General features: G+C 66.6%; 19 protein-coding genes. 9 read left to right on the top strand and 10 right to left on the bottom strand.

Going from position 1 to position 23,750, the window contains the following annotated elements; all coding sequences use genetic code 11:
- Positions 1-19 precede the first annotated feature (19 nt).
- Complete coding sequence (locus tag CH271_RS24360; protein WP_094635229.1) at positions 20-1,096, top strand: substrate-binding domain-containing protein; 1,077 nt, start codon at positions 20-22, stop codon at positions 1,094-1,096.
- Here CH271_RS24360 and CH271_RS24355 read toward each other — a convergent pair.
- Positions 1,077-2,291 carry a polysaccharide biosynthesis protein gene (locus tag CH271_RS24355; protein ID WP_179274834.1) on the bottom strand — a complete coding sequence of 405 codons (1,215 nt, stop codon included), beginning with the start codon at positions 2,289-2,291 and terminating at the stop codon, positions 1,077-1,079. The two genes, CH271_RS24360 and CH271_RS24355, sit on opposite strands and share 20 nt — an antisense overlap.
- 25 nt (positions 2,292-2,316) lie before the next feature.
- Between CH271_RS24355 and CH271_RS24350 the strand changes: the two genes are divergently transcribed.
- Positions 2,317-4,053 carry a hypothetical protein gene (locus CH271_RS24350; RefSeq protein ID WP_373453605.1) on the top strand — a complete coding sequence of 579 codons (1,737 nt, stop codon included), beginning with the start codon at positions 2,317-2,319 and terminating at the stop codon, positions 4,051-4,053.
- On the opposite strand, the gene CH271_RS24345 is transcribed toward CH271_RS24350, so the two are convergent.
- Positions 4,000-5,220 carry a glycosyltransferase family 4 protein gene (locus tag CH271_RS24345; RefSeq protein WP_094635363.1) on the bottom strand — a complete coding sequence of 407 codons (1,221 nt, stop codon included), beginning with the start codon at positions 5,218-5,220 and terminating at the stop codon, positions 4,000-4,002. The genes CH271_RS24350 and CH271_RS24345 overlap by 54 nt on opposite strands.
- Positions 5,221-5,304: 84 nt before the next feature.
- Between CH271_RS24345 and CH271_RS24340 the strand changes: the two genes are divergently transcribed.
- Positions 5,305-6,075: a class I SAM-dependent methyltransferase gene (locus CH271_RS24340; RefSeq protein WP_256986535.1), complete on the top strand. Its 771-nt coding sequence runs from the start codon at positions 5,305-5,307 to the stop codon at positions 6,073-6,075.
- A 9-nt stretch (positions 6,076-6,084) separates the two neighbouring features.
- Positions 6,085-6,963, top strand: a complete 879-nt coding sequence (locus CH271_RS24335; RefSeq protein WP_094635226.1) for an ROK family protein — start codon at positions 6,085-6,087, stop codon at positions 6,961-6,963.
- Positions 6,964-7,029: 66 nt separating this feature from the next.
- Here the strand turns inward: CH271_RS24335 and CH271_RS24330 are convergent, their stop codons facing one another.
- The 4 genes from CH271_RS24330 to CH271_RS24315 all read right to left on the bottom strand — a co-directional run bounded on the left by CH271_RS24330 (position 7,030) and on the right by CH271_RS24315 (position 12,060).
- Positions 7,030-8,859 carry a phosphoenolpyruvate carboxykinase (GTP) gene (locus tag CH271_RS24330; RefSeq protein WP_037195939.1) on the bottom strand — a complete coding sequence of 610 codons (1,830 nt, stop codon included), beginning with the start codon at positions 8,857-8,859 and terminating at the stop codon, positions 7,030-7,032.
- Between the two features lie 308 nt (positions 8,860-9,167).
- Positions 9,168-9,473 (bottom strand): DUF6802 family protein, encoded by a 306-nt coding sequence (locus CH271_RS24325; protein WP_052048118.1) that lies wholly within the window; start codon positions 9,471-9,473, stop codon positions 9,168-9,170.
- Between the two features lie 32 nt (positions 9,474-9,505).
- Positions 9,506-11,035, bottom strand: coding sequence for a hypothetical protein (locus CH271_RS24320; protein ID WP_094635225.1), 1,530 nt, complete (start codon positions 11,033-11,035; stop codon positions 9,506-9,508).
- Entirely contained in the window at positions 11,032-12,060 is a 1,029-nt protein-coding gene (locus tag CH271_RS24315; RefSeq protein ID WP_094635224.1) for a hypothetical protein, read from the bottom strand. Before CH271_RS24315 ends, CH271_RS24320 begins: the two co-directional genes overlap by 4 nt.
- 211 nt (positions 12,061-12,271) lie before the next feature.
- On the opposite strand from CH271_RS24315, the gene trmB reads away from it, so the two are divergent.
- The 4 genes from trmB to CH271_RS24295 all read left to right on the top strand — a co-directional run bounded on the left by trmB (position 12,272) and on the right by CH271_RS24295 (position 19,084).
- Positions 12,272-13,030 carry a tRNA (guanosine(46)-N7)-methyltransferase TrmB gene (trmB, locus tag CH271_RS24310; RefSeq protein ID WP_037195945.1) on the top strand — a complete coding sequence of 253 codons (759 nt, stop codon included), beginning with the start codon at positions 12,272-12,274 and terminating at the stop codon, positions 13,028-13,030.
- Between the two features lie 14 nt (positions 13,031-13,044).
- Positions 13,045-13,731, top strand: a complete 687-nt coding sequence (locus tag CH271_RS24305) for an NYN domain-containing protein (protein ID WP_230596533.1) — start codon at positions 13,045-13,047, stop codon at positions 13,729-13,731.
- On the top strand, positions 13,732-16,842 hold the full coding sequence (locus CH271_RS24300) for an MMPL family transporter (protein ID WP_094635223.1): 3,111 nt from the start codon (positions 13,732-13,734) through the stop codon (positions 16,840-16,842). It abuts the gene before it with no gap.
- Positions 16,843-16,930: 88 nt separating this feature from the next.
- Positions 16,931-19,084 carry an MMPL family transporter gene (locus CH271_RS24295; protein WP_094635222.1) on the top strand — a complete coding sequence of 718 codons (2,154 nt, stop codon included), beginning with the start codon at positions 16,931-16,933 and terminating at the stop codon, positions 19,082-19,084.
- A 166-nt stretch (positions 19,085-19,250) separates the two neighbouring features.
- Here the strand turns inward: CH271_RS24295 and CH271_RS24290 are convergent, their stop codons facing one another.
- The 3 genes from CH271_RS24290 to CH271_RS24280 all read right to left on the bottom strand — a co-directional run bounded on the left by CH271_RS24290 (position 19,251) and on the right by CH271_RS24280 (position 23,012).
- On the bottom strand, positions 19,251-21,152 hold the full coding sequence (locus CH271_RS24290; RefSeq protein WP_179274833.1) for a DUF2339 domain-containing protein: 1,902 nt from the start codon (positions 21,150-21,152) through the stop codon (positions 19,251-19,253).
- A 75-nt stretch (positions 21,153-21,227) separates the two neighbouring features.
- The gene (locus CH271_RS24285; RefSeq protein WP_037195953.1) at positions 21,228-21,878 is read right to left on the bottom strand and encodes a DUF1707 SHOCT-like domain-containing protein; all 651 of its coding nucleotides are present in this window, start codon (positions 21,876-21,878) and stop codon (positions 21,228-21,230) included.
- A 21-nt stretch (positions 21,879-21,899) separates the two neighbouring features.
- Complete coding sequence (locus CH271_RS24280; protein WP_094635221.1) at positions 21,900-23,012, bottom strand: glycosyltransferase; 1,113 nt, start codon at positions 23,010-23,012, stop codon at positions 21,900-21,902.
- A gap of 109 nt (positions 23,013-23,121) precedes the next feature.
- On the opposite strand from CH271_RS24280, the gene CH271_RS24275 reads away from it, so the two are divergent.
- Complete coding sequence (locus tag CH271_RS24275; RefSeq protein ID WP_037195957.1) at positions 23,122-23,511, top strand: MarR family transcriptional regulator; 390 nt, start codon at positions 23,122-23,124, stop codon at positions 23,509-23,511.
- Between the two features lie 2 nt (positions 23,512-23,513).
- On the opposite strand, the gene CH271_RS24270 is transcribed toward CH271_RS24275, so the two are convergent.
- A complete protein-coding gene (locus CH271_RS24270) occupies positions 23,514-23,735 on the bottom strand; it encodes an autophagy-related protein 2 (protein WP_094635220.1) in 222 nt (73 codons plus the stop codon).
- Between the last annotated feature and the right edge of the window lie 15 nt (positions 23,736-23,750).

Below are 23,750 nucleotides of genomic sequence, written 5' to 3'. Positions count from 1 at the left end.
GGATCGGACGGACAGCACGATGAACAGCGATCGGTTCGACACGTTTCGCGTCGGTCTGATCTTTCCGATGTCCGGACCGTTCGGCCTGGTCGGCCCGTCGAGTGAACTGTCGGCCCAGCTGGCACGGGACGAACTCAATGCCGCCGCCGGTGTACTCGGCCGGCGCGTCGAACTGATCTCGATCGACGGTGGTCGCGACCCGGCCGCCGTCGCCCACGAGGTCTCGACCCTGCTCGACGCAGGCACCCTCGACGCAGTCGCGGGGATGCACACCTCGGCAGTCCGTCGGGCCGTGATTCCGGTGGCCACGAACCGAATCCCCTACGTCTACACGTCCCTGTACGAGGGCGGTGACCGCTATCCGGGCCTGTTCATCACCGGCGAGACACCCACCAACCAACTCGTCCCGGCACTGGACTTCCTGGTCCGCGAGTTCGGACGCAGACGGTGGGCAATCGTCGGAAACGACTACGTCTGGCCGCGCAAGAGCGCCACCATCGCGGCCGCCCGGCTACGGGAACTCGGGGCCAGCGTGGTGCACGCCGAGTTCAGGCCGGTCGGCAGCACCGACTTCGCCACCTCCGTCGGCGCGCTCGAACGATCAGGGGCCGACGGTGCCGTCGTTCTGCTCCTCGGCGACGACGCGGTGTACTTCCATCAGCAATTCGCTGCAGCGGGACTCGACGTCCGATGCGTTCGGCTCAGTCCGCTGATGGACGAGAACATGTTGATCGCGGCAGGCGGAGAGAACACACACGGGCTCTATGTCGCCTCGGGATACTTCGAAACACTGGCCACCGAAGACAGTTTGGGATTCTCCGGCCGATTCGCCCGTGCGTTCGGCGTCGACGCGCCGATCGTCGGTGCTCTGGGGCAATCGTGTTACGAGGGCATCAAGCTGCTGGGTGCACTGGTGAACAGGGCCGGCACCACCGATGTGGGCGTCATCGAATCCATCTCCGATTCGGTGTCGTTCACCGGTGCCCGCGGTCGACTGTCCCTGTCCAACGGCCATGTCTCGCAGCCGATCTACTTGGCGCTGGCCGGCGAGGTCGACTTCGAGATCCTCAGCGAGATCAGACCCGCGAAGGACTGACGCGGTTCCCCCACAACACCAACCCACACACCACCACCATGGTCACCGCGGCAGTCACTGCCGCGACGACGACGAACTGCGCGAGCGTCGACGCCACGAACAGCAACAGCAATACCTCGACGCCGAGGGCGAACCAGGCGACGAGAGCGAGGTGGGTGCGTTCGCCCGCGATGGCCCACAGCAACGCGCTCTGCAGCACGGCCAGGCACGCACCCTGCAGCACGAACAGCCAGACGTACTCCTGCACACCGGAATACGTATCGCCCACCACCAACGGCAACAGCGGAGACGCCAGTGCACCGCCGATAACCAGAACCGTACCGAGCCCCGCGACGACGGCCAGAGCCGATCGCACAGCGGAGGCAGAATGCAGCGGGTTCGCCATCCGCGGATACAGCACGACACCGACGGCCTGCGGCAACCAGAACGCCGCCTTGGACGCGACGGCTCCGACGGCGTACAGCCCGGCCTCGTTGGAGCTGAGCAGCGTGCGCGCCAGCACCAGATCCAGCGCGGACATCGCGATCAACACCAACTGCACCTGAGAGGCCTGCAGCACGGCCAGAACGGTGACCTTGGTTTCCGACACCGAGTTCACCGGCACCCCGGCCGTCCACCGCGCACCGAGCGCCACCACGCCGATACCCGCGGCCGTGGCCAACAGAACCGAACCGGGCCCACCGCCGAGCACCAACACCAGCACGGCCGGAGCCACCTTGCCGAAGCCGGCGGCGGCCAACACGACACTCAGGGCTCCGAAGCGCCCACGCCCCTGCAGCAAGCCCTGTTCGGCGGCCAACAACACCAGCACCGGCGCAGCGATGACCGCCGACACGGTCGCCGCCATCGAGACGTCCATGGCCGCGGACAGTGCGGGGGCCAGTGCCAGGGCGAGGACCCCGACCACCGCCGCACACCGATACCCCACTGTTCGCAGTTCACGAGAACTGCGCCCGCGCACCACTTCACGCGCAACGACGGACTGCAACGCCAACGCCGGAACCGCGAGAACCAATTGCGCAGCAAGCAGACTCGCGAATTCTCCGTAGCCCTCGACGCCGAGCATCCGGCTCGCGAGAACCTGCAGCAGGTATGCCGCAACGTTCGCGAACATCGAACCGGCGGTCACCATCCCCATCCCGGCGACCGAGGCACCCGCCGTGTGGTCTGCCTCGGACGAGGCGCGGAAAGACATGAGCCCACGGTATAGGGTGCCGATCATGGCGTGGTCGAGGTCGAGGTGGACACCGCCGCTCTACAGCCTGCTGCTCGCCGTGGTGATTCTCGGCCCGCTGCTCGGCCCCGGCTATCTCCTGCTGCGCGACGCCGTCAGCACTCCCCGTTCCTACTTCACCGACTCGGCCTGGGGAATCGCCGACGCGGCCGCGCGGGCCGTTCCGCAGGACGCCGCTATTGCCGCGCTGACGACGGTGTTCGACGGTGGCCTGGTGGTCAAGACGATTCTGCTGCTGGCCCTGTGGCTGACCGGATGGGGCGCGGCCGTCATGGCGCAGAAGGTACTGCCGACAGCCCCACTACCCGCGCTGCTCGTTGCATCGACGGTGGCGGTGTGGAACCCCTATGTCGCCGAGCGACTGCTGCAGGGGCATTGGAGCCTGCTCGTCGGCTATGCCGCCCTGCCGTGGACCGTGGTCGCCGCGCTCGCCGTCCGGCAGAGTCGTTCCTGGTGGGCGCTCGCAGTCTGTCTCGCTGCTGCCGGGCTCACCCCCACCGGCGCGTTGCTCGCCGCGACCATCGCCCTGGTGGTCCTCGCCCTCCCCGGGGGTGCCCGACGCGGCCTGCGCGTGGTCGGGGCCCTCGGACTGGCGGCGGTGGCGTCGGCACCGTGGCTGGTGGCGACGGCGGTATCCGGCGGTGGCGTCGAGCAGACGGATCCGGCGGGGTGGGCGGCGTTCGCGGCTCGTGCCGAGCCCGGCCTCGGTACCCTCGGCTCCCTGGCCGGCCTCGGCGGAATCTGGAATTCCGATGCTGTACCCGCCTCTCGTACAAGCATTTTCGCGTTCGTGGGCACGGCGCTGCTGCTGACCGTCGTCGCGTCCGGGGTGCGGCCGCTCATCAGGCGCCGAAGAAATCCGGTGATCCTGGGACTCGCTGTCGTTGCGTTGCTTGCCATTGCAGCTCCTGCGCTGGCAGCGACGGGACCGGGGCTGGCAGTCGCCCGGGCGCTGGGCGAGACGGTGCCCGGTGCCGGTCTGCTCCGGGACTCGCAGAAATGGGTCGCGCTGGCGATGCCGATCTATGCGTTGGCCGCCGCGGCTGCGTTTACTCCCCGGCGTCGACCGAATCCGGTGCAACCAACCGCGCTGAGCGCGGTCCAGCGCACCCGATTCGGCAGCGCCGTTGCGATACTGGCCCTGCTGATCGCACTACCCGACCTGGCCTGGGGCGTCGGGAACTCGATGCGGCCGGTGGCGTACCCGGCGTCCTGGCAGGCGGTCGCAGACGAAGTGCAGGGCAGCGCAGGCGATGTCGCGGTACTACCGGCCGGGATGTTCCGCCGCTTTCCGTACAGCGGCAGTGCTCCCGTTCTCGATCCTGCGCCGCGGATGCTGCCGTTGGACGTGTTGCAGACCGGCGAGCTCATCGTCGCGGGCGGCACGGTGCGGGGTGAGGGGGCGCGCGCGACAGAGGTCCAGAATGCGCTGCTCGCAGGCGAATCCATGAACGTGATCGCACAGCTGGGTGTCGGCTGGGTACTGGTGGAGAACACCACCCCCGGCGAGCTCGGCGAATCCTCGCAGACACTGAACTCACTGGACATCGCGTACTCCGACGAGGAGCTCACGCTCTACCGCGTGCCGAATCCGACGATCGTCGACAAGCGCCCGGAAACGGCCGTCGTCGTTGCCCACCTCGCCTGGGCACTGCTACTTCTCGGCGGACTAGCGGTAGGACTGCTGGGCCGAATCCGAGTGCTGCGCACCCACCAGCCCTGACGACCACGAGCCACGCGTCGTCGCGTCGAGCACCGAGTAGACACCTTCTGCGCATTGCTCCCAGGAGAACTCCCCTGCGCGCACTCGCGCCTTCTCGCCCAGGCGAGTTCGGGCTTCGGCGTCCTGCAGCAGCTCCGAAACGGCAGCGGTCAGACCGGAGACGTCCCGGTCCTCTTCTCCATCCGAAAGCCCGCCCACCAGCACTCCGGTGACGCCGTCGATGATCGAATCGGTGAGGCCCTTGGAACTTCGGTAGCCGACGGTCGGCACGCCGTGCTGAGCTGCCTCGACGACCGCCAGACCCCAACCCTCCTTGCGGGACGGCATCACGTGCACCCAGGACCGGCCGAGCAGCGCGTGCTTGCGGTCCTCGTCCACATGACCGTGGAAAGTGACGAATCGATCGATCCCCAGTTCACTCGCGTAGTCGCGGAGGTTCTGCTCCCACCAACCGCCGCCGATGATGTCGAGGTGGATGTTCGGAATTCGGCCGCGCAGCGCAGCCACGGCGTCGAGCGCGTCCTCGATCTGCTTGTGCGGAACCAACCGGGACAGCACGGTCAGCGACGGGTGCGCGGTGCGGGTGCTCTCGTCACCCTCGGCCACCGCCAGGGGAATCTCGTCGGCTCCGTTGCGCACCACGGCGATGCGCTCGCGGTCGACGCCCAGTGCGACCAACTCGTCCGCGGACGGCAACGACACCGTCAGGTACTGATTGCGGCGGTGGACTCTCGGGGACACGGTCGATTCGAGCCACCACCCGAGCTTGGCCATGAGCGGACCCGCGACCGGCCACTGCTCGCGGTGGCAATGGTGAACCAGCAATGTCACCGGTACGCCGAGCGCGGCACGTGAGAAGAAGGGAATGCCGTTCTGGGTGTCGATCACCGCGTCGGGTGCAATGCCTTTGAGCGGGCCGAAACCGAGCCGTCCGGCTGCGATGGCGGCCAGGGCGCGGGGATACACCGACAGGCGTCCACCACCGCGACTGATGCGAATCCCGTCGACGGTCTCTTCGGCGGGAGCTCCGGGGTACGACGCCGTCCTCAGCGTGACGCGGACGCCGCGTCGAGCCAGACCTGCGCCCACCTGCTCGAGGTATCGCTCACTGCCGCCGCCCTGCGGGTGCCCGGTATCGCGCCAGCACAGCAACAGAACCTCGCGCACAGCCCGCTTCACCCAATTTCCGCATGTTCGTTTCTCGACCGCCGTCGATTACCGTTGCCACAGTAACCGCTAGGGTTCGTCTTCGTGACTTCCGCCGTGACACGTCTGTTCGCCTCTCGCGCGACACTGCGCCGCTCGGTGAGTCTGCTGAAGGACTTCGGACACGAGCAGAGCGCTCCCGACATCTTCTACGGCGCACTTGCCCGCGATTCCGTGGAGCTGATCGGCGACCTGTATCGGGGCCTGACCGGCACCGACATGTCCGCGGCGACCGTATTGGACGTGGGCGGCGGACCCGGATACTTCGCCGAGGTCTTCGGTGCGAGCTGCGCGCGCTACCTGCCCGTCGAGCCCGACGCTTCCGAGATGCACGCGGCGGGTCTGCAGATTCCCGGTTCGGTGCGCGGCTCCGGGATGGCACTACCGTTCCGTGACAACAGTGTCGACATCTGCTTCTCGTCGAACGTCGCCGAGCACGTCCGCGAGCCGTGGACCATGGCCGAGGAGATGCTGCGGGTCACCAAGCCCGGCGGGTTGACGGTCCTCTCGTACACCATCTGGTTCGGTCCGTTCGGCGGCCACGAGACCCGGCCCTGGCATTACCTCGGCGGCGAGTACGCGGCCCGCCGCTACGCCCGCACCACCGGTCACGAACCGAAGAACCGATTCGGCGAATCACTGTTCGACATCAGCGCAGCAGACGGATTACGTTGGGCACGAAGCACTCCCAACGCGACGCTACTGGCCGCATTCCCGCGCTACCACCCCCGCTGGGCATGGTGGATGATGCGCGTTCCGGTACTCCGCGAATTCCTCGGCAGCAACCTCGTCCTCGTCCTGAAACCGAACACATAGCCTGGAACGATGACGGCACTCGCACTCGACATCGGCGGCACCAAGATGACGGCGGCACTCGTCGGCGACGACGGGCGGCCGGAGAATCCGGTCACGGTGCCGACGCCCGAGTCCGATGTCTGGGCCGCCTGCGCCGAGATGCTTCGAAACACGGTCGAATCCGCGACTGTCACTCGGATCGGCGTCGCCTGCTCCGGTCCGGTGGATCTCGAGACAGGGTCGGTCGCACCGATCAACATCGACGAGTGGAAGACCGGCTTCGGTCTGCGCGATCACATCGCCGAGGTCTTCCCCGAAGCCGACATCCGCCTCGCGATGGACGGCAGCGCAGCGGCACTCGGTGAGCACCGCTTCGGTGCCGCCGTAGGAGTTCCGGACGTGCTGAGTCTGGTGGTGTCGACCGGCATCGGCGGTGGGTTGGTACTGGGCGGGAAGATCGTCGCCGGTGCCAGCGGTAACGCCGGGCACATCGGCCACATCGTCGTTCCCGGTTCGACGACGCCCTGCGCGTGCGGCGGAATCGGATGCGTGGAAACGGTCTCGAGTGGGCCGTCGGCGGTGCGATGGGCGCGCGAGCTGGGTTGGACCGGCAGCACCGGAACCGAATTGGCCGCCGATGCGGCCGCCGGGGAGCCGGTCGCCATCACCTCGCTGCAGCGCGCCGGAGTGGCACTGGGTCAGGCGATCGCGTCGGCCGTCGCACTGGTGGACGTACGCATGGTGGTGATCGGTGGTGGCTTCGCTCAAGCCGGCCCGCCGCTGTGGAATCCGATTCAGGAGTCGATCGCGCTGCACGCGCGTCTGAAATTCCTCAACGGTCTGCAGGTGGTACCCGCTGCTCTGGGTGGACTCGGCACCTTGGCCGGGGCAGCGGCGCTCACTGCCTGACCGGGCTTACCCACACAGCCAGAACGGGGCCCACCCCTCGGTGAGCCCCGTTCTGTGTCGTGAATACTACGCGCCCAGGCGCTGCTTGAGGGCGTCGAATTCGTCCTGAATTCCGGTGGGCAGTTTCTCGCCGACGAAGTCGAACCACTCCTGGATCAGCGGGATTTCGGCCTTCCACTCGTCGGAGTTCACCGCGAGTGCCTCGGCCACGTCCTCGACGGTGGTGTCGAGTCCGTCGATGTCGAGTGCCTCGGCGGTGGGGACCACACCGATCGGCGTCTCGATGCCTGCGGCCTTGTGCTCGATGCGCTCGACGATCCACTTGAGCACGCGCGAGTTCTCACCGAATCCGGGCCACAGGAAGCGCTTGTCGTCGCCGCGACGGAACCAGTTGACGTAGAACACCTTCGGCAGCTTCGACTCGTCGGCGTTCTTGCCGAGGTCGATCCAGTGCTGGAAGTAGTCGCCGACGTTGTAGCCGAGGAACGGCAGCATGGCCATCGGGTCGCGTCGGACGGTTCCGACGGTGCCCTCGGCGGCAGCGGTCTGCTCGGAGCCGACGGTGGCCCCCATGAACACTCCGTGCTGCCAGTCACGAGCTTCGGTGACCAGCGGAACGGTGGTCTTGCGACGTCCACCGAACAGGATCGCCGAGATCGGCACGCCCTTCGGGTCGTCCCACTCGGGAGCCATGGACGGGCACTGGGCCATCGGCACGCAGTAGCGCGAGTTGGGGTGCGCGGCATCGGTTCCGGACTCGGGGGTCCAGTCGTTGCCCTTCCAGTCGATCAGGTGCTCTGGCTTGCCTTCGAGGCCCTCCCACCACACGTCGCCGTCGTCGGTCATGCCGACGTTGGTGAACACCGAGTTGCCCTGGTCGATGGTCTTCATCGCGTTGGGGTTCGAGTCCCAGTTGGTACCCGGTGCGACGCCGAAGAAGCCGTATTCGGGGTTGACGGCGTAGAGACGACCGTCCTCACCGAAACGCATCCACGCGATGTCGTCACCGATGGTCTCGGCACGCCAGCCCGGGATGGTCGGCTGAATCATCGCGAGGTTGGTCTTGCCACACGCGGACGGGAACGCCGCGGCGATGTAGTAGGCCTTGTCCTCGGGCGAGATCAGCTTGAGAATCAGCATGTGCTCGGCGAGCCAGCCCTCGTCGTGAGCCATCGCCGACGCGATACGCAGCGAGTAGCACTTCTTGCCGAGCAGGGCGTTGCCGCCGTAGCCGGATCCGTAGCTCCAGATCTCACGATCCTCGGGGAAGTGCGTGATGTATTTGGTGTCGTTGCACGGCCACGGCACGTCGGCCTGGCCCTCGGCGAGCGGAGCGCCGAGGGAGTGCAGCGCCTTGACGTAGAAACCGTCGTCACCGATCTTGTCGAGTGCGGCCTGGCCCATGCGGGTCATCACGCGCATCGAGACGACGACGTACTCGGAGTCGGTGAGCTCGACGCCCAACTTGGGGTCGGCCGCGTCGAGCGGGCCCATGCAGAACGGCACGACGTACATGGTGCGTCCGCGCATGCAACCGCGGTAGAGATCGGTCATGAGCGTCCGCATCTCGGACGGTTCCATCCAGTTGTTGGTGGGACCGGCGTCGATCTCTTCCTTGGAACAGATGTACGTGCGCGACTCGACGCGAGCAACGTCCGACGGGTCGGAGTTGCCGAGGAACGAGTTGGGCTTCTTCTCGTCGTTGAGACGAGTGAAGGTGCCTGCCTCGACCAGCTTGCCGGTCAGGCGCTCCCATTCGGCGTCGGATCCGTCAGCGAACACCACGGAATCCGGTTCGGTCAGTTCGGCTACCTGGGCAACCCAGGCAAGCAGTTCTTTGTGTCGAGTCGGCACATTGTCGGTGCCGCTCAAACCGGGAATGGTGGCTGAGGTCATCTAACTCTCCTGGGGTGAGCCGGAACCGGGAAGTACTCGCACGATCACTGTGGGCAACATGCGCGAGCAGATCTCGGTTTTCCCCTCTCGGCGGGGCGCTGCTCGACCGTTCGAGCCGCAGTACACCATCGTAACGGGTACAGCAAGCCGAGGGTCGAGCGCCGGGTGTCCTGTTGTTCAGGTTAACGCCGAGCGACGTAAATCCGGAAACAGGGTGTTGTCCGATTAGTCACAGGACCGATTCAGATAGGGAAAGATCCGCGCAAGAAGGCGTCTACCAGCGGCGACACCCCCTGCGGACATCCGGACTACAGCTCACCCGATTCGGTCATTTCACCCCGGCCGATACCGTTCGCTTCTCGAAAAATTTCCCAGGATCGGTACTGCCCGTCACGTCCGAACGCTGTGAACTTGTCCGTCACACCGTCGCCGTCGACGTCGGTCGCCACGGTCATCCCGGCGTCGGTACGTCGTACGGTGGTCTCGTAGTGGCCGTCTCCGTCGAGATCGAACAGGTCCGTCGAGACCGCGGGCGCACCCGGGTCGTCGACATCGTGGTGGTCGACCTCCTCCGTGAGGAAACCCCCTGCTGCGAAGCCATCCACCGCGATCATCGACGCTCCTCCCCTCGAACCCGACACTGCACCTACTGACTCCGACGCACCGGCTCGTCGAACGGTTCCGCGTGCGCGGCGGAGAAATGGACGGGTTCGCGGGGCACGAACGCACCGCGATCGGGTCCGCGGAATCGCTCGAGCCCCCGTTCGAGTGCCGAGAGATCGCGATCGCAGGCAGACAGCAGCGCCGATCGGTGGTCGGCGAGCCGACGCAGCTCGGCATCGACCTCGGCGAGTGCGACGTCGATGCGGGCCACTGCGTCCCTGTCCGCGGTCGCGACGGCGGACGCGAGCATCGACTCGGCATCGAGAATCCGCGAGAGCAATCGCTGCTCCACCGACGATTTCACCCGAGCGAGGCTTTCCTGCATCCAGCCGCGCAGGTGGGCACGGTCGGCCACGAGCGCCCGCGAGCGCGTGATCCACCAGGCGAGCGCACCACCGAGGACGAGGGCGATCACGGTGTTGGCGACGGCCCAGGCCGGCACGAGCGCCATCGGCGACACCACCAGCCGCCCGAGTCCTACCCCCGCCGACGCGCCGACAACGATCATGACGAGATCCTCGATTCCCCGACGCCGGGACGGCTCCCCGATGTCGAGCGGGTCGTCCGCGACACTCGATTCCGCCGGTATCGGCGTGAGCCCGAGATCGGTCTGCACCGTCCGCAAGCGGGCCGTGAGCGCCGCGTCGGCTCGATTCCGGGCTCCGCGCGCGGACTCGGCGACATGCACCGGAAGGTGCGTGAGTTCTGCACGTCCGGCTCCGTCGATCGTGGCTTTGGCCTCGGCAACCAGGGCGCGGAAATCTTCGGCGGCGACATGGAGAGACTCCACGCGTACCCGTTGAATTCGGTTGTGTAGCAGCGCCCGTCGATCGCCACCGAGATTCTCTCGTTCGCCGACGAGCTCGGCTCGCCGCGCTCGGAGTTCGGCCGTATCACTGCCCCCGGTCACCGCGCGCGCTCTCGCCACGATCGACGCTCTGGCTCCGGATGCGCAGTCCTGCACTGCCGCAGCATATTTACGCTGGGATCCGAGAGCCGTGGCCTGCAGCAGCAGCGCGCCCAGTCGGTCTGCCACTGCTCCGAGACCCGACTCGACAGACATCGCGCCGTCCCCGCTCTCCCGGCCCGTGCGCGCCAACCGAACCGAGATCGGATGGAACGTGCACTCCACCGCCCGTGGGACGCACTCGGCAACGACGTCACTGTCGGCCGAGACAATCTCACGCCAGTGCCGATGCACGTCGATCTTGTTCACCACGAACACGACCGGCGTGGATTCGAGGGCTGCTCGCCACTGCTCGACCTCGACGCGGCCCACCGGAGCCGACGCGTCGACGACGATCATCACGACGGCTGCGTCGGCTACCGAGTCCGAGAATTCGATTCCGCCGAGCCGGGACAGCTCACGGCGCAGCTCGGACTTGCCCGACCCAGCGGTACCGGTGAGGTGAACCCCTGCAGGTCTGCTGCCCCTCGCCCTGTCTATCTCGTCGAGTGCACTCGAATTCCAGCGTCGTAGAACGCTTTTCATGTCTTCCGAGAGCGGGGTCATCGGCGCAGCATTCGCACGTGCCCTCGACACAGCGCGAGTGCCGCGCGGCGCACGTCGGGGTCACCGGCAGCGGCCGCCCGCCTCTTCCACAGCACCGCCTGCTCCAACGCGACCTGCTCCGAACCGGTCTCGATCGGCACCCCCAGACGTAGAGCCGCGTAGCGCATCTCGGCAGCCACCGCTTCGTCGGACGCCAGGTACGCCTCGACGGCGTCACGAACCCGCCGGTGGCCGGCGGAGATCTGTTGCACTGTGCGATGCAGTTCGGCGTCCCGAGCCGCCGCGGCCGCCGACACTGCCGTGGAGACGGCGGCGATCAGGGCGTCGGCACCGGTGGCGTCGGCCAGCATGCGCGCCGCATCGGCGTCGGACACAGCGGGTCGCTGCCGCAGTACGTCGACGAGCAGAGCGAGACCTCGCAGTTCGATGCATTCGATCAGCGCGTCTCTGCGACGCGTCGACACCGCGATGTCGGCGGCGCGAAACCGCTCGACGGTCATCAGGTCGGTCGGGCGCAGATCGGCCGACGCGACGGCTCGCACGTCGGCCATGTCCAGAGGCGCACCGGCCCGGCCCACTCCTCGCAATCCCGCCGCGGTCGTTCCCATCACCGGCAGCACCGTCCGCCCCAGCTGCTCCGAGGCCGCTGCGGCCGCGGCTGCGGGATCGTCGAGTGTGTCCGCCTTCGTCAGCACGACGACGGTCCCGTCCAGAACATCCTTCGGCCTGGAACCGAGCAGTGCGATGTCGACCGGCGACACCGCACCCGCGATCACGTGGACGAGCACCTCGCCCTCGCTGCTGTCCGTTCTGCCCTCGTGCCATCGGACATCGAGGCCGTCGGCGTCGAGCGACACCGACCCGACAACGGCGAGAACCGCGGACTTCCCGACGCCGGTGCGGCCGGTCACCCGTGCGGTCATCGGCCGCAGGCGCTCGTGGACGGCGGATTCGACGGCTGCATGTGCGTCGCTCGACGCAGCGCGGTCACGCAATCGGCCCAGACCGGCCTCTGCGACGTCCATGATCGATTCCCCCAGAACGACCCCGCCGCCACGTTTCAGAGTCGACGCACAGCCCCCTGCTGCGGCACCGATTCTGGCACACGCGGACGCTCGTGAGCCGGTCGAGAGAAATTGCACGGTTGTAATTAGGCGGGTTCGTCCTGGCGCTGATCAGCGGCAGGACCGCAAGTCTCAACTTCAACTCGAGACCCACCTGTCACACGCCCCGCCGATGCGCGACAATGGACCGGTGAACGAGCCCCAGGACACCTCTGTCGACACCGAGGAGAACGCCGCGCAGACCCAGGAACGGGGCTCACGGCTGTACCCCCGCGTGACGAGTTTCCGCTCTCGGCGCGGAGCGCTGACCGAAGCGCAGCAGACCACCTGGGACAACCTGTGGCCGCGCATCGGTCGCGACGTCGCCGACGAGCAGATCGACGTCGACGCCTGGTTCGGGCGCAGCGGCCCGGCGATTCTCGAGATCGGCTCGGGTACGGGCACGGCCACCACGGCAATGGCCTCGGCCGAGCCGCACGTCAACCTGATGGCCGTCGAGGTCTACCGACCCGGCCTGGCCCAGACACTGCAGCAGATCGAACGAGAAGGCATCGAGAACGTTCGGTTGCTCCGCGGTGACGCGATGGACGTGCTCGAGAACATGCTGTCCTCGGAGTCGTTGACCGGCGTCCGCGTCTTCTTCCCCGACCCGTGGCCGAAGGTTCGGCACCACAAGCGTCGACTGCTGCAGGGTCCGACCTTCGCGATGATCGCGGATCGGTTGAAGCCCGGTGGCGTTCTGCACGTGGCCACCGATCATGCCGAATACGCTGAGTGGATTGCCGAGGCCGGGAACGCCGAGCCCGGTTTGACCGTTCTCGATTGGGAATCGCCCATGACACACGAGCGACCGGTGACGAAGTTCGAGGGCAAGGCACAGCTGGTCGGTAGCTCGGTGACGGAATTGATCTGGGGAAAGAAGACAGCATGAGCGTCAGTACGGACATGCCCGACACCGTGGTCGACCCCTCAGAACTCGGCGCGATCGGTGAATCGCGCCACAGCAAACGCGTCCTGCTGGTCTGGGACGCGCCGAACCTGGACATGGGACTCGGCGCAATTCTGGGTGGCCGACCCACCGCCGCCTACCGTCCGCGCTTCGATGCCCTGGGCCGATGGCTGCTCAGCCGCACCGCCGAACTGTCCACCTCCGGCACCGCGACACTCGAACCCGAGGCCACGGTGTTCACCAACATCGCCCCCGGCAGCGCAGATGTGGTCCGACCCTGGGTCGAAGCATTGCGTAACGTGGGCTTCGCGGTGTTCGCCAAGCCCAAGGTCGACGAAGACAGTGACGTCGACGCAGACATGCTCGACCACATCGACTTCCGCAACCGTGACGGCGGCCTCGCCGGGGTCATGGTCGCGTCCGCCGACGGTCAGGCGTTCAAGGGGCCGCTGGAGGCCATCGCAGCAACCGGAGTGCCCGTACAGGTATTGGGCTTCCGGGAGCACGCAAGCTGGGCTGTCACGTCGGACATCCTGGAATTCCTCGACCTCGAGGACATCCCGGGTGTCTTCCGCGAGCCACTGCCACGGGTGAGTCTGGATTCGCTTCCCGACGAAGGCGCGTGGCTGCAGCCCTTCCGACCGCTGTCCGCCCTGCTCGTCGGGCGCCAAGGAGTTTCTTAAGTGTTCGCCAGATGGGGAGACATCGTCTACCGGCTGCGGTACACCGTTATCGGTGTCATGGTGGCCGGACTGCTGGGCTTCGCCGCCTACGGTCTCGATCTCAACAGCCATCTCAGTCAGAGCGGTTGGGACGATCCGACGTCGGAATCGGCTCAGGCCGCCCGTCTGGCAGACACCACCTTCGGTCGCGACAAGCAGGGTGACGTCATCGTCCTCTACACCGCGCCGCAGGGCTCGACCATCGACGATCCGGCGTTCCAGTCGGCGATCACCGACAATTTGAACTCTCTGGTCGCCGACCATCCGGACCAGATCGAGAAGATCAACGGCACCTACTTCCCCGGGACGGGCGCGCCCAATCTCGCCGCGCTCGGCACCACCGACAAGCAACACGCCATCGCCAGCATCGCCATCGCCGGTGCCAACGACACCGAACTGACCAACAACTTCCAAGCCGTCAAGGACGTCTTCTACATCGACGGCGTGAACGTGCAGGTGACCGGCCTGCAGGCCGTCGCAGGCGCGTTGCAGTCGACGATGGCCGGCGACATCCAACGCATGGAAATCCTGGCCATCCCTGCCGTGGCGGTGCTGCTGTTCTTCATCTTCGGCGGCGTCGTGGCCGCCGCGCTCCCGTTGATCATCGGTGGTCTGACGGTCGTCGGAGCCAACGGCATCGTGAAGGTGTTCACCAACTTCACCGAGGTCAATTCGTTCGTCGCACCCGTGGTCTCGCTCGTCGGCCTCGGCTTGGCCATCGACTACGGATTGTTCATCGTCTCGAGATTCAGAGAGGAACTCGGCGACGGCTACTCGACGCCACAGGCCGTGCGCCGGACGGTCATGACGGCCGGTCGAACCGTGGTGTTCTCCGCGACGATGATCGTCGCGTCCCTCGGTGGTCTGTTGCTGTTTCCGCAGGGCTTCCTCAAGTCCGTGGCCTACGGCTCCATCGCCACCGTCGCACTCGCGGCCCTGACGGCCACCACGATCCTGCCCGCGATGCTCGCCATCCTCGGCCCTCGCGTCGACGCGCTCGGTCTGAAGTTCATGCGCAAGACCAAGTCGAGCGAGGAGATCGAGAACGGCATGTGGGGCCGCCTCACCCGCTGGGTGATGCGCAACCCCGTCAAGGTCACCGTGCCCATCGTGCTCGGCCTGGTGCTCCTGACGCTGCCGGTCGGCAACATCAAGTTCGGCGGCATCAACGAGACCTATCTGCCTCCCGACAACGTCACCCGCGAAGCGCAGGGCGAGTTCGATTCGCTCTTCCCCGGCCAGCGCACCGAGCCGATCAAGTTGGTGATCAGCAATGCGCAGGGGGCCAACCTCGCAGCGATCACCAACCAGGCCAACAATGCGCCAGGTTTGATCGAGCAGTTCACTCCCAACGGGGCCAGCAAGGACGGCATCATCGTCTTCAAGGCCGGGCTGGTCGATCGCAACGACTCCAAGCCCGCTATCGACTTCCTCCGCAGCATCGACGTGCCCGAAGGAGCGTCGGTTCTCGTCGGCGGCACACCTGCCATCGAGCAGGACTCGATCAGTGCACTCATCGACAAACTTCCGTTGATGGCCGTCCTGGTGGTGTTCATCGTGACGCTGCTGATGTTCCTGACGTTCGGATCGTTGGTGTTGCCGATCAAGGCGGTGCTCATGACCGTCCTCGGCCTCGGTGCCACCATGGGCATATTGACGTGGATATTCATCGACGGCAACGGGGCGGGGCTGATGAATTTCACCCCTGGTCCGATCATGGCTCCGGTATTGGTGCTGATCATCTCGATTGTGTTCGGCTTGTCCACCGACTACGAGGTCTTCCTGCTCTCCCGCATGGTCGAGGCTCGCGAAAAGGGTGCCAGCACAAGCGAAGCCATCCGTATCGGAACCTCGCATACCGGACGTATCATCACCGCCGCGGCCCTGATCCTCATCGTCGTCACCGGAGCGTTCGCGTTCTCGGATCTGGTGATGATGAAGTACATCGCCTACGGCATGATCGCCGCCCTCATCATCGACGCCACCCTCATCCGCATGTTCCTCGTGCCGGCGACGATGAAACTGCTCGGCGACGACTGCTGGTGGGCACCGCAGTGGATGAAGCGAATCCAGAAGAAACTCGGACTCGGCGAGACCATCCTCGAGGACGAGCTGCTCCCCATCGACAACGTGCCCGAGCTCGCGCTCGCAGGCGGTGCACCGTCGAGTACGGTCGCGCCGCCGATGCGTCCGGCACCGCGCCGCAACGATCCGCTCACCGAACCCATTCCGGTGGTCGCACCGCACGGCGGGGGACCCATCCGGGCGACCCACGCCGCGAAGGAAGAATCCCGGCGCAGCGTGACGGGGCGTCCGGCAACCCCACCCGAGCCGACCCGTGCTCCCGCCACACCTCCGGCACCGGCCGCTCGACCTACCGCGACCCCTCCCCCGACCCAGGCAGCTCCGCAGGAACAACCCGCTCCTCGGCCTGCCCCGAGCCGACCGGTGGCCCCGCGCCCGACCGTCGAACCGGAACCGACCCAGGCAGCAGACGTCGTCCGGCCCGCACCGCCGATCAACCCGGTGGCTGCTCCCCCGTCGGCTCAGCCGCCCCGCGCACCGAGCGCACCGCGTCCGCCAGTCGCACCGCCGAGTCGAACCCGGGCTGCTCGCGCACCTCGGGCCGAGGAACCGGATTCGCGTTCCATCGAGAGCTGGCTCGCCGATCTGCGAGCACCCAGCGCATCACCACCCCCGAGCACACCGCGCAACGGTTCGACCTCGAACGGCTCGAACCACAGCGACTCGAACCACACCGGTCCCGACGAGAACAGCTCGCCGCAGAACGGTGCCGAACGCAACGGCCACAGCAACAACGGTTCCGAACGCACCGGCACCGAACGCAACGGCAGCAACGGGTCCGAGCGGAACGGCACGGAGCCGACCGGTACCGATCGCAACGGCAGCAACGGATCCGCGTCGAGCGAATCCCCGTCCGAGAAGCCGTCGGGTCGCCGGGCCGCACCGACCACCGAGGGCGGCGACAGCGGTCGTCATCGCGGCGGCGAGAACGGACACGTGCTCAGCGTCAGCGAACTGCTCGCGCGCGAGCGCAACCGCTCACGCTGACGCAGATGTGATTGGCTTGCCTCGTCGGCCGAACTGTTCGCCGACGAGGCGGCGGTAGTCGCGTGGATCCGGGGGGAGTTGCACACACGTGTTCGTTCGATGGGGAAATTTCGTCCACCGACTCCGGTACACCGTTCTCGGTGTCATGGTGGCCGGGCTGTCGATCCTGGCGGCGTACGGCTGGGATCTCACCGACCACCTGAGCCAGAGCGGTTTCGACGATCCCACGTCGCAATCTGCTGCTGCGAACAACCTCGCCGAGGAGACGTTCGGCCGCAATGCCGAGGGTGATGTGATCGTCCTCTACACCGCGCCCGAGGGGTCGACCATCGACGACCCGGCATTCGACGCTGCGGTCGTCGCCAATCTCGATTCACTGGTGGCCGATCACCCGGACCGCATCGCGAAAATCAACGGCAGCTACTTCCGGACTGCCGAAGCCCCGGTGCTGGCGGCGCTGGGCACCACGGACAAGCAGCACGCCATCGCCAGCATCGCGATCGTCGGCACCAACGACACCGAGCTGACCGAGAACTTCCAGGCCGTCCAGAACGCCTTCTACATCGACGGCGTCGACGTACAGGTCGCCGGCCAACAAGCCGTCGCGGCCGCACTCCAGTCGACGATGACCGACGACATCCACCGCATGGAGATCCTCGCCATCCCGGCGGTGGCGGTGCTGCTGTTCTTCGTGTTCGGCGGCGTCGTGGCCGCTGCGCTGCCGCTCATCGTCGGCGCGCTGACCGTCGTCGGCGCCAACGGCATCGTGAAGCTGTTCACCCACTTCACCGAAGTGAACACCTTCGTCGCACCGGTGGTGTCTCTGGTGGGACTCGGCCTGGCGATCGATTACGGACTGTTCATCGTGTCGCGTTTCCGAGAGGAACTGGGTGACGGCCGGTCGACGCCCGAAGCCGTCCGTCGATCGGTCATGACTGCCGGTCGCACGGTGGCGTTCTCGGCGACGATCATCGTCGCGTGCCTCGGCGGTCTGTTGCTGTTTCCGCACGGGTTCCTGCGGTCGGTGGCCCTGGGTTCGATTGCGACGGTTGCACTCGCAGCGCTGACCGCGATCACCGTCCTGCCGGCCATTCTGTCCATACTGGGCCCACGCGTCGACGCGCTCGGTCTGGCATTCATGCGCAAGACCAAGTCCTCGGAGGAGATCGAGAACGGGATGTGGGGCAAGCTCACCACCTGGGTGATGCGCAACCCCATCAAGGTGGTCGTCACCATCGTGCTCGGACTGCTGGCGCTGACGCTTCCGATCGGGAACCTCGCGTTCGGCGGCATCAACGAAACGTATCTGCCACCGGACAATCCGACGCGCGTGGCGCAGGAACAGTTCGACGAACTGTTCCCCGGCCAGCGCACCGAGCCGATCGAATTGGTCATCCAGAACGCCCAGGGGTCGAACCTCGCCGCCATCACCACCCAGGCGAACAACGCACCCGGCCTGGTCGAGCAGTTCACCCCGGTCGGCGCCAGCAAGGACGGCATCATCGTCTTCAAGGCCGGACTGACCGATCGCAACGACGCAGCGCCCGCCATCGAGTTCCTGCGCAGCATCGACACTCCCGAGGGCACCTCGATGGAAGTGACGGGAACGCCTGCAATCGAACGGGATTCGATCGATGCACTGGTGGACCGTCTACCCCTGATGGCGGTATTGGTCGTTCTCATCGTCACGGTTCTGATGTTCCTGACGTTCGGCTCCTTGGTGTTGCCGATCAAGGCGGTGCTGATGACGACCCTCGGACTCGGTGCCACGATGGGCATTCTGACGTGGATCTTCATCGACGGCCACGGCGCGGCGTGGCTGAACTTCACGCCCGGGCCGATCATGGCGATGATTCTGCTGCTGATCGCCGCCATCGTCTTCGGACTGTCCACCGACTACGAGGTGTTCCTACTCTCCCGCATGGTCGAAGCTCGCGAAAATGGTGCCAGCACAAGCGAAGCCATTCACATCGGCACCTCGCATACCGGACGCATCATCACCGCGGCAGCGTTGATTCTCATCGTCGTCACCGGAGCATTCGCGTTCTCGGATCTGGTGATGATGAAATACATCGCCTACGGCATGATCGCCGCCCTCATCATCGATGCAACCGTCATTCGCATGTTCCTGGTGCCCGCGACGATGAAGTTGCTCGGCGACGCGAGCTGGTGGGCACCGGCCGGCATGAAGCGCATGCAACGCAAACTCGGACTCGGCGAAACGGTTCCGAAAGACGACTGACGCGCCGCCGTGCCGCGCCGCCGCCCCACAACGCGTCAATGGACCACTGCACCGCCGAGACGTATGCAACGGTCCATTCACGCGGTGTGGCCGGCCCAGGTCGGACGCGTGAATGGACCATTGCACCGTCGAGACGTATGCAATGGTCCATTGACGCAGCAGGGGGTCAGGAGGAAACTGCCGCACTTTCTCGGTCCGCGAACACCTTGGCGTATCGGGTGCCGGCGATCAGCAGCAGTAGTCCCACTGCAATGAAGGCGATGACCCGGAAGAGTCCGTCCAGGGCGACGAGGTCGAACAGGAACAGTTTTGCGATGGCCGCGGCGGTCAGGGACAGTCCGGCCAGCAGGGCCAGATGAGCGTGGGTGACGCTGCGCAGCCCGAATGCGAGGAGTGCGAAGGCTGCGATCATCCACTCGATGGTCGCCGCGGTGTGGCCTGCTGTGAATCCTGTTGTTTCGCCGCCGATTCCGATGCCGAGAGTCACCGTTGCCGACGTCAGGCCGTACAGCGCGAGTACGCCGGAGACGATGCCGAGGGTCTGCAGTCCGTCGTCGACCAGTTTCAGTTCGGCCAGCACGTAGGCGAAGGCGAATGCCGTTGCAGCGAGCAGGATTCCGCCGAGTGCGATCCCGACGCTGCCCACTGCGTGATCGGAGTCCAGCAGCGCCTGTGGCGGACTGACCGAGACGAACATCAGTGCGCCGATCACGCCGAATCCGCTGCCGATCGAGTATGCGAGTGTCGAGCGGGTGCTGTGGGCCACCGCGATCAGGGCCAACGCGACGGCGAACAGCACGAGCGGGCGAATCTCGAGGGTCGTCGACTCGACTGCGGCCTGCAGCGTCGCCAGCGCTCCGATCACCGCGACGGTGATGCGAGCGTGCCCCGGCAACCAGCTCACCAGAATCACGATCGCCACAGCTGCAGCAGCAAGAACCAGTTGGACAGAGACGGTCGCGGCGCGATCGAAAACGTCTGCGGACACCAGCACCGGCACAGATGCGACAGCGATCATGACGGTGGCGACCACATCGGAGACGTTGCGGCGCAACAACTCCAGTGAGGTACCGATGCCGAAGACGGCCACCGACACGACGGCAAGGAGTAGCCAGTGGTCGCCGGTGGATCCGGACAGATCGACACTCGCGATGGCAGCCAGCACCGCACCGACGAGGGGTACGGTCCGAACGACCTGCAGGAGTTGCCAATTGCGGCCGATCTGAGCCGGGAAGCTGGCGACGTACGTGGCGATGAGGAACGCGATCAGGGTCAGGGTGAGGCCGTCGGTCAGCACCGGTCCACACACCGCGACGCCGGCGAGAATCAGCACCGCCATCGGCTGCGACTTCCACTGCACTGCGAGTGCCGTTCCGGCTGCGGCAATTCCGAATGCGGTGATCAGCCCGAGTACGGGATCGAGCCAGCCGTACAGGACGGACGTCGCGAGTACATCGAGGTACAGGCCCGCGATGCCGGTGGCGGCGAGGGCGATTCCGCCGACGCGGCCGCCCGAGCGGCCGAACACTCGGACGCCTGCACCGATCAGCGCGAGTGAGAACGCCGCGCCCGCGGCGACCCGCAGCGGAGGGCCGAACCACCCGGCCTGTGCGGCGAGAACGAGCAGCATCACCACACCGACGAGGGTGACGCCCGCGCCTGCCACAGCCAGCAGACGGCTGATGACACCGTCACGCTGCCACCACGGTTCGCGCGGCGGAGCCGGCGGTCGAGGCGCGACGACCGGCCCCCGGGGTGGTGCGGGGTAGGTCATGGCGGGCTGGGGCCGAACCATCTGCCGGCCCGTCGGCTGACGGACCGAGTGGCCGAACGGCTGGCCGTAGGGCTGCGGAGGCAACGGCGGCGACGCGACAGGCGGCGGAACGGCAGGAGCCGACGGTGCGGGTGCCTGCCGCGTCGGAGCGGGAGCCGTTGCGGCACCGAGCTGCGACTGCAACGTCTGCAGATCGACGGCCACCTGGCGCATGTGGTCGCCCAGGGAATCGAAGCGGCTGGACAGTCGCGCGACGAGTTGCGGATCCAGCCCGGAGTTCTGGGAAGAAGTCATGGGTTAGATCCTGCGACCGTCGCGGTCGAAAAGCGTGAGTAGTGCTACTCGGATCACTCGAGTAGAAGCGCCTCGCTAGCCGAACATACGACGGATCGAGCTACCGAACGGATGCTTGGCGGTCACCGAACCCAAGCGAACCTTGCCCGAGACCACAAGATGCAGCGGCCCGTACGGCGGGCCGGTGCGAACCTTGTTGGTAGCGCTACCCGCCACCGTCTCGACGCGGTTGAGATCGACCGTCGCCTCGGTCGGCACGATCAGTGTCACGGTGCTGCAGTAATCGTCGACGTGAATCTCGACCACCTGCGTCGACATGACCGCCTGGGTGAAGTCGAGTGTCACCGTCGACATGCGGGTGGAGACACGCAGATTCGCAGGTACGTTCCACGGTCCCTTACGGGTGACCGTGGACATCGTGCCGCGCAGTGTGTCCGACGCGCCGCTGCTGTGCCCCCAGTGCTCCTGAACGACGCGGCCCGGGGCCGGTTGCGGGGTGGGCGCGGCGAAGGGTTTCGGTGCCGGGCGATGCTCCTCGGCGATCTGCATCCCGGGCAGGTCGGCGAGAACCGAGTTCAGTTCACCGCGGGTCTTCGACGCCAATGCGGTGTCCATTCGCTCGGTGAACTCGCCGAGCGACAACATGCCCTGGCCCACGGCGCGCTGCAGCAGCTCTCCGACGTGTTCGCGTTCGGCATCGGACACTCTCAGATCCCTTGCCTCCATGCGTTCAGGGTAGCGAAGATCTCAGGCCACGCGACCGCCCAGTACGGAAAGCATTCCGGACACCGACGCGGGCCATCCGAACTGTTCGGCGCGCAACCTGGCGGCGATGCGGCGGCCGTCGACCGGTAGTTCGAGAACTCGCTGTATCTCGGCGGCGAATCCGTCTGCGGTGTTCTCCGAGGATCCGCCGCAGTGCGGGGTGACGATCTGCGCCAGCGCCGAGGTCTCCGAGACGACGACGGGGGTGCCTGCGGCGAGCGATTCCAATGCGGCGAGCCCGAACGTCTCATGTGGTCCCGGCGCGAGAGCGATGTCCGCCGAGGCCAGCAGTGCTGCGACGGCCGATCTGCCGTCGACGAAACCGAGGAAGTCGACGGGCAGACCGCGGGCGCGTCGTTCGAGACCGGCTCGGCGGGGGCCGTCGCCGGCGATGATCAGCCGCGCCCGCATTCCCGAATCACACAGTGCAGCAAGTGAATCGATGCTTCTCTCGACGTGCTTCTCCACCGAGAGCCGGCCGCAGTGCACGAGCAGTCGATCGGCACTGCCCAGCCATGCGGATCGTTCGCCTGCCTGCCGGCGACGCGGATGGAAGAGGTCGAGATCCACGCCGAGCGGCACTCGGTGCACGTTGCGAACACCGATGCGGTCGAACTCCTGTCTCGCGAACTCCGTGGTGCACACGACGGCGTCGAACGAGTCGGCGGTGCGACGGTTGGCCAGGTCTGCGATGGGGCGGGCGCAGCGCATCGGCATCGTCTGCGCAAGCAGTCGGTCCAGGCGTTCGTGGGAGATCATCACGCTGCGCACGTCTCGGCGCGCGGCCCAGGCACCCATTCCGCGCAGCGTCAGCCGGTCCGACACCTCGATCACGTCGGGCCGCAGTCCGGCCGCCACCGAGGACACCCGGCGCGGGTCGGCCACCCGATACCCGCCGGTGAGCGGGATCTGCGGTGCCGGCACCTCGATGCGTACCACTCCCGACGGCAGGAGCGTCTCGCTTCGTCGATCTCCCGGCACGATCAGAGTCACCTCGTGGCCGTCGGCGACGTACCCCGATCCGAGCTGGTCGACGGCCGTCCGCAATCCCCCGGACCGTGGTCCGTAGAAGTTGGCGAGCTGGACGATGCGCACTCGACCAGTCTTCCCAGCGACAAGTCCGCCCGACGGCGCGGCGATGGATGGTGACCGAACCTTCGCGGAATTCTGTGTGGGGAGCGCTACCAACGGGTAGGTGAGACAGATGCGAGTGACACTGCAATCCACCGGCAACGCCCCCGCCACCGAGGTCTGGGAGCGCTACATGGAACCGACGGCCTGGAAGACCTGGGCACCGCAGATCATCGGCGTCGAGTACCGCGGCGAGCGTCTGGACGCCGACACCACCGGCCGAGTGCTGGGGCCACTGGGCCTGCCGATCGATTTTCGGGTGCATTCGGTCGACGAGCAGTCCTGGACGTGGGCGTGGTCGGCGTGGTTCCAGAACCAGGCCATCGGGGTGGACCTGACGCACGGCGTCGTCTCCCGACCCAGCGGCACCAGGGCGTGGTTGACGATCGACGGCCCGCTGCCGCTGGTTCTGCCGTACGTGCCCGTCGCCAAGTTCGCGCTCGGCAGGTTGTGCAGTCGGTAGAGCTACTCGGACCGTGTGACGGTCTTCTCCTCGGACTTGTCGGCCACGTCGGTCGGCTCGGGCGTCGGGAGCGAGGAATCCTCACCCGATCCGTCCAGATGGCCGTCGAACTCGTCGATCGCCTCGTCGCGTTCGGCACCGGTCTGATCGAGATCGGCGTCGACGCCTTTCGAGTGCTTCGCCGGGTCGACGGTGGTGTCCACTGCATTCTTGTTGTCGGTCATGGGATGCAGAGTGCC

The sequence above is a fragment of the Rhodococcus sp. 05-340-2 genome (assembly GCF_002258915.1).
Taxonomy (GTDB): Bacteria; Actinomycetota; Actinomycetes; order Mycobacteriales; family Mycobacteriaceae; genus Rhodococcoides.
This window is presented reverse-complemented; position numbering and strand designations above follow the sequence as displayed.